13 protein-coding genes and 1 pseudogene are annotated in these 13,362 nt (G+C 35.7%); 8 read left to right on the top strand and 6 right to left on the bottom strand.

Annotated elements, in window-relative coordinates; genetic code table 11:
• Window positions 1-42: 42 nt before the first annotated feature.
• From ACT5E3_RS19960 to ACT5E3_RS19970, 3 genes are all read right to left on the bottom strand, one after another.
• Window positions 43-2,940 (bottom strand): M16 family metallopeptidase, encoded by a 2,898-nt coding sequence (locus ACT5E3_RS19960; RefSeq protein WP_444995321.1) that lies wholly within the window; start codon window positions 2,938-2,940, stop codon window positions 43-45.
• Window positions 2,941-3,401: 461 nt separating this feature from the next.
• Window positions 3,402-4,007, bottom strand: a complete 606-nt coding sequence (locus tag ACT5E3_RS19965; protein WP_444995322.1) for a hypothetical protein — start codon at window positions 4,005-4,007, stop codon at window positions 3,402-3,404.
• A 366-nt stretch (window positions 4,008-4,373) separates the two neighbouring features.
• Entirely contained in the window at window positions 4,374-4,655 is a 282-nt protein-coding gene (locus tag ACT5E3_RS19970) for a hypothetical protein (protein WP_444995323.1), read from the bottom strand.
• Between the two features lie 206 nt (window positions 4,656-4,861).
• Between ACT5E3_RS19970 and ACT5E3_RS19975 the strand changes: the two genes are divergently transcribed.
• Window positions 4,862-5,251: a ribonucleotide reductase subunit alpha gene (locus ACT5E3_RS19975; RefSeq protein ID WP_444995324.1), complete on the top strand. Its 390-nt coding sequence runs from the start codon at window positions 4,862-4,864 to the stop codon at window positions 5,249-5,251.
• 138 nt (window positions 5,252-5,389) lie between these two features.
• On the opposite strand, the gene ACT5E3_RS19980 is transcribed toward ACT5E3_RS19975, so the two are convergent.
• Together ACT5E3_RS19980 and ACT5E3_RS19985 are read right to left on the bottom strand one after the other, a co-directional pair.
• Entirely contained in the window at window positions 5,390-5,698 is a 309-nt protein-coding gene (locus tag ACT5E3_RS19980; protein ID WP_444995325.1) for a hypothetical protein, read from the bottom strand.
• A complete protein-coding gene (locus ACT5E3_RS19985) occupies window positions 5,698-6,075 on the bottom strand; it encodes a hypothetical protein (protein ID WP_444995326.1) in 378 nt (125 codons plus the stop codon). The genes ACT5E3_RS19980 and ACT5E3_RS19985 overlap by 1 nt, the downstream gene beginning before the upstream one ends.
• Before the next feature lie 942 nt (window positions 6,076-7,017).
• Here ACT5E3_RS19985 and ACT5E3_RS19990 point away from each other — a divergent pair.
• The 7 genes and pseudogenes from ACT5E3_RS19990 (at window position 7,018) to ACT5E3_RS20020 (ending at window position 10,868) form a co-directional block, all read left to right on the top strand.
• Window positions 7,018-7,215 (top strand): hypothetical protein, encoded by a 198-nt coding sequence (locus tag ACT5E3_RS19990; RefSeq protein WP_444995327.1) that lies wholly within the window; start codon window positions 7,018-7,020, stop codon window positions 7,213-7,215.
• Between the two features lie 48 nt (window positions 7,216-7,263).
• Window positions 7,264-7,395 (top strand): hypothetical protein, encoded by a 132-nt coding sequence (locus tag ACT5E3_RS19995; protein WP_444995328.1) that lies wholly within the window; start codon window positions 7,264-7,266, stop codon window positions 7,393-7,395.
• A complete protein-coding gene (locus ACT5E3_RS20000; protein ID WP_444995329.1) occupies window positions 7,392-7,625 on the top strand; it encodes a hypothetical protein in 234 nt (77 codons plus the stop codon). Before ACT5E3_RS19995 ends, ACT5E3_RS20000 begins: the two co-directional genes overlap by 4 nt.
• Before the next feature lie 315 nt (window positions 7,626-7,940).
• Entirely contained in the window at window positions 7,941-8,249 is a 309-nt protein-coding gene (locus ACT5E3_RS20005) for a hypothetical protein (RefSeq protein ID WP_444995330.1), read from the top strand.
• 60 nt (window positions 8,250-8,309) lie between these two features.
• Window positions 8,310-8,609: a hypothetical protein gene (locus tag ACT5E3_RS20010; RefSeq protein ID WP_444995331.1), complete on the top strand. Its 300-nt coding sequence runs from the start codon at window positions 8,310-8,312 to the stop codon at window positions 8,607-8,609.
• Window positions 8,610-8,756: 147 nt separating this feature from the next.
• Window positions 8,757-9,491: pseudogene (locus ACT5E3_RS20015) on the top strand (transposase); the annotation flags it as partial.
• Window positions 9,492-9,827: 336 nt separating this feature from the next.
• Entirely contained in the window at window positions 9,828-10,868 is a 1,041-nt protein-coding gene (locus ACT5E3_RS20020) for an IS481 family transposase (RefSeq protein WP_444993903.1), read from the top strand.
• 101 nt (window positions 10,869-10,969) lie between these two features.
• Here the strand turns inward: ACT5E3_RS20020 and ACT5E3_RS20025 are convergent, their stop codons facing one another.
• Window positions 10,970-12,976, bottom strand: coding sequence for a diguanylate cyclase (locus ACT5E3_RS20025; RefSeq protein ID WP_444995332.1), 2,007 nt, complete (start codon window positions 12,974-12,976; stop codon window positions 10,970-10,972).
• Window positions 12,977-13,362 lie beyond the last annotated feature (386 nt).

Consider the following 13,362-nt stretch of genomic DNA (forward strand, 5'->3'; position numbering starts at 1 on the left):
AAAGGGAGATAAAATCTCCCTTCTTGTTGATCATTCGGCTTTTTATTTCGCAGAATCGCCCGATTTATCTAACAGTATTGGCTCTCCAAAACCTAATTCCTTCATTCTAGGCAATTGAGTTTTAGCATCACCAACAACTAAATAAATCATTTTTTCTGGGTTAATGTATTCTTTGATTACCCGATTCGATTCTTCCAATGTCATATTACGTAATACTTCTTGCTGTTGAGCAATATAGTTATTTGGCAAATTATAACTACTAATATTCTGTAAAACTCCCATTAAATCACTTGTTGTTTCAAATGCTCCAGCATTTGCCTTAGCCAAAACCGATTGAGTACTAGCCAACTCCGACTCTCCAAAACCTTTTTGATAATCACTTAAAATTTCTCTAAAAGTTTGCAGAGATTCCAAAGTAACATTAGAACGGACACTTGAACGGGCGGTAAAAAGCCCTCCCAAATTACGTCGGCTAACGCCAGAGTATGCGCCGTAGGTATACCCTTTCTGTAAGCGTAATATCTGAAACAAGTGACCAGAAAAGCTACCACCTAAATTATGATTCACCGCAACTAATGGATAATAATCTTTTGAATTAGCAACCATTGCACGATTACCAATACGAATAAACGATTGTTTAGCCCCTGGTATATCAACAAAATAAACTTGAGACTTTTCAATCGGTTTGGCTGGCGTGGGTTTAGGTAAATCGACTTCACCTTGCCCCCAATTTTTAGCCAATCGATTTAAACTGCTCATCACTTGCTGCTGCTTAGCATCGCCCGCCACATGAAAACTTGCTAAATTAGCCACCATATTATTGTTATAGAATGCCTTTACATCACTTAGCTCAATTGAATTAACATCAGTTTCAGAACCAATAACTGGCGTGGATAACATCGACTCTTCGCCATATAACAACTTAGCAAATACATTGCGTGCAATTAAGCCAGGGTTACCATTAGCTTGCTGAATTTGTGCTAAGGTTTCTTGCTTAATCCGTTGCCACTCAGCTGTATCCCAACGAGGTTCTAAGATCACCTCTTCAACCAAAGCCATCAATTTATTAAAGTTTTTAGAAAGTACACTACCAGTTAAAGTCACAAACTCATCACCAGCCGTAAAAGATAATTGAGCCCCTAATTCACCTAATGCTTTTTCAAATGCTTGTGGTGTTTTTTTAGCGGTACCTTGCAGCATCATTTGAGTCATTAAATTAGCGACGCCTTCTTTCCCTTTTTGATCTAACGAATGCCCACCAGCAACTCGTACAGAAAAGGAAACTAAAGGTAACTCGGAATGCTCTATTCCATAAACTTTGAGTCCATTATCAAAACTTGAATTCCAAATATCTGGCAAATTAATTTGTGGTGCTTGACCATAATCAGGATTTTTTGAACGATCGAAAGATGATTTAACCTGTGGAATAGGCTCAAGTTTTTTAGCTGCCGACTTTTCCGTCATTTGCTGTTCTGCACCCTGAATTATTTTTTCTTCAACAACATTGGCTTTTTGCGCCCCGGTTAAAATAAGTTCCACTTTACCTTTAGGTACAAAACTGGTAGCCACATAGTTTTTACCGTTAATATATTGATTAAATACCGCCATAATTTGCTCACGCGTAACACTACGATAACGCTCAATTTCGGTGGTAATTAAATTAGGATCACCAGCAAACTCATTTAATTGTGCTAATGTTGAGGCCTTATTAAATACACTCGACAAATTATTATAGAAAGCCGTTTCTCGACTTGTCATAATGCGTGCTAACTGCTCATCTTTGTAGCCATTTTCGGCAAAGCTTTTAATCGCTTCATCAATGCTTACTTTCACTTTATCGAGTTTAATACCATCAAAAGCTCTTACCTGAATTTCAAACACACCAGCAATTTCTGAGCTTTGACTTTGTACTGAAAAACTAGGTGCAACTTTATGCTCTTCGACTAGCTTTTTATAAAAAATACTATCTTTACCGTCAGATAATAGATCCGCTAACAACTCTAGTGCATAAGCTTCCTGTCGATACTGCTCAACGGTTGGAAAAGTCATGGTTAATTCTGGCAGTTGTGCAAAATTATCTTCATGATAAAGTGACTTACTTTCAGCCAACTTCACAGGCATAGGCTTTAATGGCTCAACTTCAGGCTGTGGTTTAAATTCGCCAAAGTATTTTTTAATCCAGTTTTTCGCTTGTGCGGTTTCAAAATCACCAGCTAAAACCAAAGTTGCATTATTAATGCCATACCACTGCTGGTAAAACTCTCTCACATCTTCAAGAGTGGCATTTTGTAAATCTTCTAAGCTCCCAATCACATCCCAACTATAAGGGTGTCCTTTAGGATAAAGAGAAGTTAACGTCACATAATCGGTATGACCATATGGGCGGTTATCAACACTTTGTCGCTTCTCGTTTTTAACAACCTGCTTTTCATTTTCCAAACCTTCTTGAGTAACCGTATTAATAAAATATCCCATACGGTCAGATTCCATCCAGAGTATTTTTTCTAAACCATCACTCGGTACGACCTCATAGTAAATGGTCCCATCTTGCCAAGTACCACCATTTAAAGTACCGCCCATGCTGCCAATATTTTTTATAAAATTTCCAGCACCAACATTTTCAGAATTTTGAAAAAGCATATGTTCAAAAAAATGAGCAAACCCCGTTTTCCCTAGCTTTTCACGATTAGAGCCCACATGATAAACAATAGCAACAGCAACAACAGGATCTGACTTATCTTGATGGAGAACAACATCTAACCCATTAGCCAGCTGATATTTTTCAATAGCTAATCGAGATGACTCTTTCTGCTTTTTTTCAACAACTTGTTTGTCGTTTTTATTATTAACGGTTTCGCTGGTAGTTTCAGGCTTGTCTCCACAACCAACCAGAATGAAAGCCAGTGAGCTAATGGCAAAGGCAGTTTTAAAATATCGCATAGATAATCCTACTCTAATTATTTGATGAACTTTATTAGTATTGTGTATATGTTTATTCAGTAGTGCTATATTTAGCAGGCAAACACTCTATAACCCTACATTAGTAAAAACAAGTGCAAAAAATTACATCATGCTCATTTGTAAGCCTAAAGCGAAAGATAAGAGATTAGACAAAATAGTCACGAAATATATCGATAAACAATCGATACAACTCTAACTACCAGACCTATATAGAAAAGTTGGAACAAAAACACTAAAAATCAAAGAAAACCTGTTTTCAGTACCGATATAATTTCTTTATTAATATTATTTGTTACTTAATGTTAAAAGTTCAATAATAATCTGGAATGATTTCTGCTCTGCTCCCATTTTATTGAACTTTTAAGCGACCGAGTAGTTTTGAGTCAGCTTTTTATTTCACGTAAACGGTTCATCCTAATCACTCGGCAGGGATTTACAATTTATCCTGGATTAACGATGTTAATAGGAAAATCAATACCGCTAAAAACAACACTTTCTGAAGTTGAAGAACGTTTAATTATAACTAAAAAATGATATAAACGATCGTCTCTTAGTGAATGAACCAATGGAACTTCCCGAGTTGTATTAGTTGATATGCCAGGAAAACAAAACTCTCCAGGTTGGGTAGTTTGCCATGATACCCAATTCGGATTTAAAGAATTCAGGCCTGTAGCAGTACGATAACGTAACCTAACTTGTACACCGCTCGCCGTATTACAATTATTAGGATCTCGATAATAAACTCTGAAAGATGTCATATTCAATGTTGGATCATTGAAGTCTTGATTAAATAAATCAACACCAGCTCTCCAACCATTCAATGGCAAGGGGCAAAGCAATGATGCGCTTCCAGTTTCATTTGCTCTAAAAACATAAGCGCCATTGAGCAGTTTGAGTTTTTCATCTTCAAGTGAATTAGTAGGTTGGCAGGCACTTGCTGGAATCGTATAAGCGCCTAAATTAACATTATTTGCAGATGCTAAAGGTGATAATAAAGCACTTGTGACCAATGCGCTACTCACTATTCTTTTTACTGATAAGACCATTATAATCTCCTAAAATATTTAGTTTCAAAAATTAATCCGTTTTAAAAATTAAATTTATGCCAGCGTTACTGTTCAATCATTGTTAATAAAAAACTGACATACTTAATGACACAGCAAAGCGCATAAAAACAGGACACCACCAAACAGTTAATTAGAGATTAAATTGTGCTAAAGAAATAAAGATGTATTATAAATTGATTTGATGTATAAATCGTATTGAACTAAAACAGAAAAATAAACAATTGTTTTATCAAAGCACCGATTTATCTAATATCAATTAATCGGTACTCTGCTCTAAAAATAAACGGAAGCCACAAAAACGAACAAGATGGCGTAAACTAATTTGAGAAATAATGACTATCTCTTTTATTGACTTTCCTCTTTTGCTTTTTTTATTTTTTCGGCCAGTTCTTCGGTTGTTTTCTCTTCTTCTTTCTTTTTTTCTCGATCAAGCAATCTTTTTCTTTCATGCATTGCTTTATAACCTTCTTCTGTTTTTCTAAAACAACGTTCCCTGTCAATCGTTTCGGTGATTCGACCACAATAGTCTCTTTCCATCGCCCCAGAATTCGGCCCATAAGGGTTAAAGTTACAAGCACTGGTCATAATAACAACAGAAGTAAGTATAAAAGTTCTAGCATTATTCATTGAGATTAATTCCAAAGTTAAAAAGTAATAAAGTTAGCTCACTTTGAGCCTTACAATGTCAATTGATTGAGTCAATCATTATAATTAATACCTGTTAGTCAGCACCCAAAGTCAATAGTTCATAAAAAACAGATATTGACAACCATCAAGCTTTTAAATGGATTCTTCTATATAATAGTCACAATTTCCACTCAAAGATTACAATTATGTCCTCAAATTTCAACAACATGCTCAATGCGGCTAAAGCTCAACCAGAGCCACAAAGGCTACTTTTTATGCTCGCTTTATCTGAAAGAACCAATAAAGCGAAAAAATCACGTGCACAAGGCACTATTACCCCAGTAATGTGTGTTGACAAAATACCAGACGAACTTAGCGATATTACAGCCTTTATTGAAGAAGCAGATTCAATCAATTCACAATGGGATATGATATTTATTGCTGGAATGAATGGTGAAAATGGACAGCCACCTTCTCCAGAAGAAGCAGAGCCATTACTAAACAAGATGGTTAATGATTTAGTGAGTGGCCAAGATCTTTCACGTTATTTAATACTAAACCGTGAAGATGATATGGTTGAAATAGCAGCTAATTAGATCACACTCAACTTAAAGCAAGCTACATTTTTTAAGTAGTACGTTTAAATAATTCGCTGCTCATTGGTTGTGGTATTAAGAAAATGAGATATCCATTTTTTCACATTTGGATATCTCAATTTAACTCACTTAGTTTATTTAAATTTCATCAATAAATACGCCTAATTGTTTTAATTTTTCTTTTAATTCAACGACAACCATAGTATTAACTGCTTGATGCTTTTGCTCTAATACATTAATTGAGAAACTGGCGTTAAGGCTATCATTAATTTGTTGCTCCATTTGTGCATAACTGAGTGCGAGTGAGTAAATAATGTTTTGTTGGTCATGACTGAACTGACTATTGAGTAACGCGCATAAAAAGTGGGCGGTAATATCCATCACTTCTCTGCTTTCTAGTAAAACATTTTTAATTTCTTGCTGCTTAAAGAATATTTTTTGACTCATTAGTAACGCCCTCGATTGGGTGAACGAACAACGAGGGGTTGTTTTCCAGTTTGCACCGCTTCTAAAAACTGATTCACACTACTGATTAAATCGTATTTGACTAAAGGCGTGTTAAATAACATGTCGGTATTATATTGATAGTTGAATACATCAACATTCATTTCAATTAATTTTAAGTTAAAGCGTTTTTCCATTTGAAAGAAGTTACAAATGAGTGAAAACAGTTGGTATTGTTGTTGGGTGTTTTTAAAGTTGGGTAAATAAATACCAATGAGTTCACCGGAAAGACCGTATAAGTTTCTGGCATCTATTAATAATTGTTCAGTTGCTTTGTGTGATTGTTTTTGATTAAAAAAATCATTAGGTGGTAATGGCATTTGTTGAATTCCTTTTGTGTTTCTTTTGCTAACAGTTTTCGGTTGTAATTTTAAAAAACTGGTCATACGGCTTATGAGCAGGTAAAGCTATTTGCTCAACTGACCAGAAAGAGAAGACTCTTTTTTTGCATTCGATATCATTCATTGGGTCCCATTAACCATGCGCTTACCCAGCTTCTCAAACTGGGTTATGACGGATTGTTTAAGGTTGTTTTGTATTTTTTGGGCACAAGTAAGCCTTATTTGAATATCTCAAATATCAAACAATCTGTCTGAAAAAGGTTAAAACGGGATTAAATAATGATTTTTTTCTTTAAGAAACAAAAGGTTAAATGCAAGGCATGAAGACTAGTAATAATGAAAACACACCTAAGGTGTCTGAAAAACTGGGCTCGCGCTGCTAGCGACAAAGCTTTATAATAAAGATAAGTCATGGTTACTCCCAAGAGTGACTGTGGCCTAGCTCTGGGTGGTAGGTGGTACTACTGCCCGGGGCGTCTAACGGCCAACTAACTTTTAAGTTAATGGTTTTAGTTTGCAACTGACAAATCGTTCAAATTTTATTTTCACTCACCTGTTTTTACAAACAGAAAAAATGCCATTCAAACATTTCAGCTCTTGCAAAATGACCGACTGAACAACAGTCGATTGCAGGAGAAATACTATCATAAAAACACAGTAAAAACCTAAGAAAAAATAGGAAAAAACAACGTTAATATTTTGGATATTAGCGCGTAGTTTTTTATGCGTTTTTGAAAATCAAAATGGACTTTATTGTTGTTAAATCTATTCAACACTAAGTTGACATAACGGTTGAATTAGGTGAGTATTTGATGATGATTAAAACTTAAAAAGTAGTTAAACAAACATTGAGCATTAATACGGTTTACTGCATTCAGCCGGCAAACTCGCTGACATGACAAATAATTAAAGGAGTAAAAAATGTTTCCAAAAGAATTTTATCTAATACCAGAAGAAATATTCAGAATGGGAAATTCTACCAGTTCTAAACTATCAAATGTGCGTAGCAAAGATGTGAATACAATGAAAGTAAATGATATTACAGTGATTATTGCAAATGGAAAGGGAGTTAGTGTTTTTGATAAAACAGGCATCAATGAGTCTCCAATGACGGGATAGGTATGGAAATTTCCACCCAATTGCAAGCCGCCTTTAGGTTTAAAATTCGTGCAAGATAAGGCTCACCATTATTGTATTGCTCCAACTCAAAATATGCCTATTGATAAATATAAAGGGCTTCTTGAAGAAATGGCGTTAAAAGCTGAACGAGTTTATAAAAAGGAGAGTAAAGTAATATGAGCAGACTGACTTTAGATTTAGCTGAATCAGAATTAAAAATCATTCTTGAAGGGCTAACTGAACTTGAACAGAAAATGATAAAAATCTGTGAAACCTCGGAAGATGAAGATGAAGTTGCTGATTATGGCAATGACCTTATAGAAGTACGTTTGTTGCTTAAGCCATTACAAAAAAAAGCTATCGAAAGGTTTGGTGAACAGATTCTAAATTTCTCACGAGAATCTTTATGAGTAAATAAAATAAAAAAGACAAGATAAAAGATGGAACAGCCGCTTCTTATAAATACTAGACGAGGACACCTTTAACTTTTATGAATTAGTGTGCAACAGAGTTTTCTCAGTTGCTTTACCTTAACTTATTTTTAATAGGAATAAAAAGTGCACTTGCATTTAATTGCAGCTAATCTTATTAAATCCAAGAGTTGACATAGCAGTCAAGTTAGGTAAGTATTTGATAATGATTAAAAAACACAATGCAGTTAAACGGTCGTTTGAATATTAATGAGATTTACTGCATTCAATCAGCTGTTATGCGTAGGAAAATCGGTGAGTAAGTATCATAAGGTAATCATATCTGTAGTTGTGCTTTTAATTGGAAGCACCTTTTATTTTTACTATCCGATTTATGTTGGACAGAATAGATTTGACGAAATTCAGAATAAGATTGAATTAGGCATGAAGCGGGAAGTGGTTCTAGCAATAGCTGAGGATGTTGGATATTTGGAACACTCTGTTAGCCAAAATATAAGTGTAAAGGAAGATTTATTTTCATATACTAATTTATTGTGGCCAAGCCTAGTGATTATTGAATACGGCTCAAATAACATAGTAAAAAATGTAACCTTGGATCAATAGAAAATGCATAACCAGACGTTTGAAATTGACGCGAAAAACGCGCACTCAACTTGGCGTTAAATGCAAAAAGCCATGATCGAGAAAAAACGAACTTACTATGTTAAGTCGAAAGACAATGTATCTTGGGGCGAAGTAACATTTGAGTGGTATAGCCCAAGAACGGAAAGTTTTGTATCTGCAATTTGTGGCTATCTAAAGCCTTCCAAAGAGTTTTTTGATCTCGGATTGGACTTAAATGAGAATAAGCTTGATATTGTGTTGGTAGATAAACTTTCAGAAGACAAAATTAATGAAGGTGATTCTTACTTTTCTAAAACTGATAAAGGCGTAGTGCTTGGTTATGTATCAAAGAGCATTTAACAAGGCATTGGAAAAATACGACGCGATAAAAACGCGCGTCTCAATTTGGCGTTGAGGCTGTAGAAAAAGCCGAAAAGATCGCAATTTGAGATCAAATAAATTATTTAAAAGTCGTATAATTAGTCATCGACATCGAGGGAGTTTTCAATGGCTAATTTTATCAAATACGATTACAGGCAGGATGTGATGCTTGTTATTAATTTCGAAGAGCAACTTCAGCCTGGAACCTTCGAATATGCCATTCACTATCTAATAGATAAAAAGCTAGACCTTTCAGTTTTTCATCCTAAGTTTAAAAACAATTTCACAGGGCGTCCAGCTTACGATCCCGCCATATTACTTAAAATAATTTTATTCGCTTATTCAAAAGGCATTACATCGAGTCGAGAAATCGAATGGTGCTGTAAAACTAATATTATTTTCAAAGCACTTACTTGTGATTCAGTACCACACTTTACAACCATTGCAGGTTTTGTGAGTAGTCGAAGTGAAGAAATTGAAACACTATTCGAACAAGTGCTTTTAGTTTGTCATGAGCAAGGCTTATTAGGTAACGAGTTATTTGCGATTGATGGCTGTAAACAATCATCAGATGCAGCTAAAGAATGGTCTGGCACTTTTAAAGAGCTAGAAGAAAAGCGAGCCAAAATCAAACGTCAAATAAACTATCATATCAAAGAGCATCAACACTTAGATAAAAATGAAAGTAGAGATAAAGAACAAGTCAAACGTGCAGAGCAAACGATTGAAACTTTAAATAAAGCATCAGAAAAAATAGACAACTTCCTAAAAAATTCTGAGCCAAGGATGGGAGAAGGTAAAAGAAAAAAAGAAGTTAAAAGCAATATCACTGACAATGAAAGTGCCAAGATGACAACTGCATAATTACAGACAGTCACTTTTCTACTCAAAGGCTTTAAACAAGAACAAACAAAGCCTTGTGTGAGGGTCAGGTTTGATTATCATTAATTATGAATAAGCGAATAGCAAAAAATTAGCGTTGTTTTTTGAAATTGCTGAATTAAGAGCAGCCGAAACCGCCATCGATGTGGTTAACGAGCAGTGGGGATTGGTTCTTATGTTTTCACTTTAGACAGAACTAAAGCAACATAATTTGTATTAGTTCCGACTTCATCTGACACTTCAGCTTGACTAGAAGAGAGTTACCCGTTTTGATAAAGGTGTCGAATCTTTAAATCAAAACAAAAGGTAACTCTCATGCTACATACTAACAATCCAATTATTAAACACAAGGCAGGTTTATTAAACTTAGCCGAAGAACTCAATAATGTTTCAAGAGCCTGTAAAGTGATGGGCGTATCTCGAGATACATTTTATCGTTATCAAGAGTTAGTTGAAGAAGGTGGAATTGACGCCTTAATCGAAAAGACCAGACGTAAGGCCAATCCTAAAAATAGAGTTGATGAGGCGACAGAACAAGCCGTTGTTGCCTATGCCATTGAACAACCAGCCTTTGGTCAACATAGAACAAGCAATGAGCTGCGTAAACAAGGTGTCTTTGTTTCTGGCAGCGGCGTTCGTTCAATTTGGCTTCGTCATGATCTGGAAAACTTCAAAAAGCGTCTTAAAGCACTTGAGGAAAAGGTCGCTAATGACGGTATCATTTTAAGCGATGCGCAAGTTGCTGCGCTTGAAAAGAAGAAACATGATGACGAAGCTTGTGGTGAGATAGAAACCGCTCACCCAGGCTACTTAGGCTCTCAGGATACGTTTTATGTGGGTAACCTCAAAGGCGTTGGCCGAATTTATCAGCAGACCTTTATTGACACCTACAGCAAAGTTGCTTTTGCAAAGCTCTACACAACCAAAACGCCAATCACCGCCGCAGATATATTAAATGACAAAGTATTACCCTACTTTAATCAAAATGAATTGCCAATGTTGCGCATTTTAACTGACCGTGGAACTGAGTACTGTGGTCGCGTAGAGCATCATGATTATCAGCTTTACTTGGCGATCAATGATATTGACCATACCAAAACGAAAGCGATGTCACCACAAACGAACGGGATCTGCGAGCGCTTTCACAAGACGATATTGAATGAGTTTTACCAGATCACCTTTAGGAAAAAGCTGTACTCATCGATGGAAGATTTGCAAAAAGATCTGGACGTTTGGATGGAATACTATAACAATGACCGAACTCATCAAGGAAAAATGTGCTGTGGCAGAACGCCAAAAGAAACTTTACTTGATGGTAAATTGATTTGGGCTGAAAAGAATTTAGCTCAAATCTAAACTGACAGATACCGTTGGAAAAACGGGTAACTGTCAGATCAAGTCTGAGCTACTACACATAATTACATACCGGCTTTGTTCGTTTTTTTGCGTGCCTAGTTCTAGACTACGTCAGCTATATTATCTATTGGTTGATTTAGAAGAGTTTCAAAATCACTGTTAAGGTTAAAGTTATCTCTACAGTAAACAGCCTGATTTCTACCATTTTTCTTTGCATAATAAAGCGCCTTATCTGCTAGGGCTATGATATTTTCTATTGTCTTTTCATTCCGCTTTGGCTTAGTTCGCGCCAGACCGACGGACATGGTAGCTGACAACTCTCCATCTGACGTAATGAACTGTAATTCAGAAATACTCAAAAGCAGTTTTTTAGCGATAAGTTGATCATCATTACGACTCTGGCTTTTGATAATTATTAGAAATTCTTCACCTCCCATACGAATGAGCTTATCTTCACTGCGAATAGAACTTTTTAGTCTTTTGCAAAATTCGACCAATACTTGATCGCCTATCTGGTGTCCCCAGTTATCATTAACTTGTTTAAAATGATCGATATCAAGTAAAAAGAATGTATAACTATTACCCTCATCATTCTTAAGCAACGGAACCGAGTGCTTTTCAAAATAACGTCGATTAAATGTTTTAGTAAGACGATCTTGAAAACGTTGCAAGTCAAGCCGAGCGTTTCTATCTTGCAAAGTCAAATTGTTCGCAACCATTCTTCTATACATTAAGATCAAAAGAGAGATTATTAAAAAGCCAATAATGCCTGACAACCAATAAACGCGTATTTCAAGTTGTGCTTTTTCAACCTCGACAGACTGTACTCGATTCTTCTCTTGCAACCTTTGTATTTCTCGATCTTTTTCAGCCAATTGATGAAGTGACTTAAACTTCTGCATTTTGCCTTCGCGTTCTGAATCATAGATCTTTTGACTCAGTTGCATATAGGCCATTTGCGCATGGTAGGCCCTCTCATAATCCCCTTTACTAGCCAAAGCATCAGACCAACCCGAATAGTTATCTGCTAAGTTATTTATTAACTCAAATCGCTCAAAGTATTCTTTCGCTGTGTTAAAAGCATGTTCTGCCTCTTCCATTTTATCCAAATAAAGAAAATTGACTGCAATCAACGAATGAGCATGGGCAACTAAGTTTTCATCTTTATGCTCTTGTGCATACTTTAAAGAGCTTAAAGCCAGCCGGTTCGATTCCTGATAGTTGCCTTTTCGCTGTGCTATTGCGGCAAGGTTAGTTCGCATACTAAAAATTGACTGCTGAGAATTTAATTTAACTGCTAATTCAATTGCATGCTTGAAAACTTTTGAAGCAACAGCTAACTCTCCCTTACTAATATAGATGTATCCTCTATTTTGATATAATTCTAGAATGGCATTCTGATAGTTTTTAGATTCATACCAATCAATCGCAAGTTGGTTATTTTTTAGCGCATCATCATAATAGCCTAGCTCAGCTTCCGAAAGAGCAAGCATACTTCTTACGCTTGCTTCACGATAGTCATCCCCATTTTCAATAGCGATGCCTAAAGCAAGTTGGCTAGCTTCAATACTGTCGTTGTATCGTCCAATAGCATTAGTCAAACTAGCAAAAGTAAAACTTATCCAATAACGAAGCACCGCCGAAGGGCTATTTAATGCATGTTGAAAAGCCTTTTCAACATACAAGTCATAAGTTTTGTAATCCTTTTTATGATTCGCTTGCCATGCTAAACAAAAATCCATACTCGCATAGATTGAACGGCTGCTACTGTTTTCCAACTTAAGATGCTTATACTCGTTTAGCGTTTGTGTGACACCTTCAGCATCGCCGGAAAATACCTGTAGGTAGCATCGATAAGTCAAAAAATAGGCGATATCATTAATGCCCAAAGCATATATTTGATCTTCTATTTTGGAAAGCTGATTTAAGGTTTCAGAAAAATCTGCACCGTACTGGTTAGCAATCTTCTCAATAGCTAAATCGCCTTGAGAAAATTGAGCTCTAAGTTGTTTTGGTTTTTCCAGTGCTATTATTTGAGAAGAACTGAAAGTCGATAGTGCAATCGTACCAATCACCGATAACCAATATAAAAACTTTATATTTCTCAAGAATAACTTCAACAACACTAATGACCTATAGGTATATAACAGATTGTACGAATTAGCATACCAGATACTAACTCTAAACTGCATTGCGTCGATTCAAGATATCTATGGTATGACACACACTTTAAATAAGCGTAGTTCAAAGCAGTCATTTTTGCGATCAAGCCACTCAAATTCTAACCAAACTTGAGATTTTAGCAGGTAGGAGAAGCTTATAAGCAGTGGTTATTCAATCTTTTCGTATCGCGGGAAGAGCTGTAAAATAGTTGTACCATAATTACACATAATTACAGACCACATAATTACCATAATTACAGACCATAATTACACATAATTACAGACAGTCATTTTTCTATTCAAATATTGTAAACAACAACCAAAGCCTTGTG

Source organism: Aliikangiella litoralis (genome assembly GCF_052495765.1).

Coding starts and splice junctions, on each gene's coding strand:
- ACT5E3_RS19960 (WP_444995321.1), bottom strand. CDS start 2,940: ATGCGATATTTTAAAACTGCCTTTGCCATTAGCTCACTGGCTTTCATT.
- ACT5E3_RS19965 (WP_444995322.1), bottom strand. CDS start 4,007: ATGGTCTTATCAGTAAAAAGAATAGTGAGTAGCGCATTGGTCACAAGT.
- ACT5E3_RS19970 (WP_444995323.1), bottom strand. CDS start 4,655: ATGAATAATGCTAGAACTTTTATACTTACTTCTGTTGTTATTATGACC.
- ACT5E3_RS19975 (WP_444995324.1), top strand. CDS start 4,862: ATGTCCTCAAATTTCAACAACATGCTCAATGCGGCTAAAGCTCAACCA.
- ACT5E3_RS19980 (WP_444995325.1), bottom strand. CDS start 5,698: ATGAGTCAAAAAATATTCTTTAAGCAGCAAGAAATTAAAAATGTTTTA.
- ACT5E3_RS19985 (WP_444995326.1), bottom strand. CDS start 6,075: ATGCCATTACCACCTAATGATTTTTTTAATCAAAAACAATCACACAAA.
- ACT5E3_RS19990 (WP_444995327.1), top strand. CDS start 7,018: ATGTTTCCAAAAGAATTTTATCTAATACCAGAAGAAATATTCAGAATG.
- ACT5E3_RS20000 (WP_444995329.1), top strand. CDS start 7,392: ATGAGCAGACTGACTTTAGATTTAGCTGAATCAGAATTAAAAATCATT.
- ACT5E3_RS20010 (WP_444995331.1), top strand. CDS start 8,310: ATGCAAAAAGCCATGATCGAGAAAAAACGAACTTACTATGTTAAGTCG.
- ACT5E3_RS20020 (WP_444993903.1), top strand. CDS start 9,828: ATGCTACATACTAACAATCCAATTATTAAACACAAGGCAGGTTTATTA.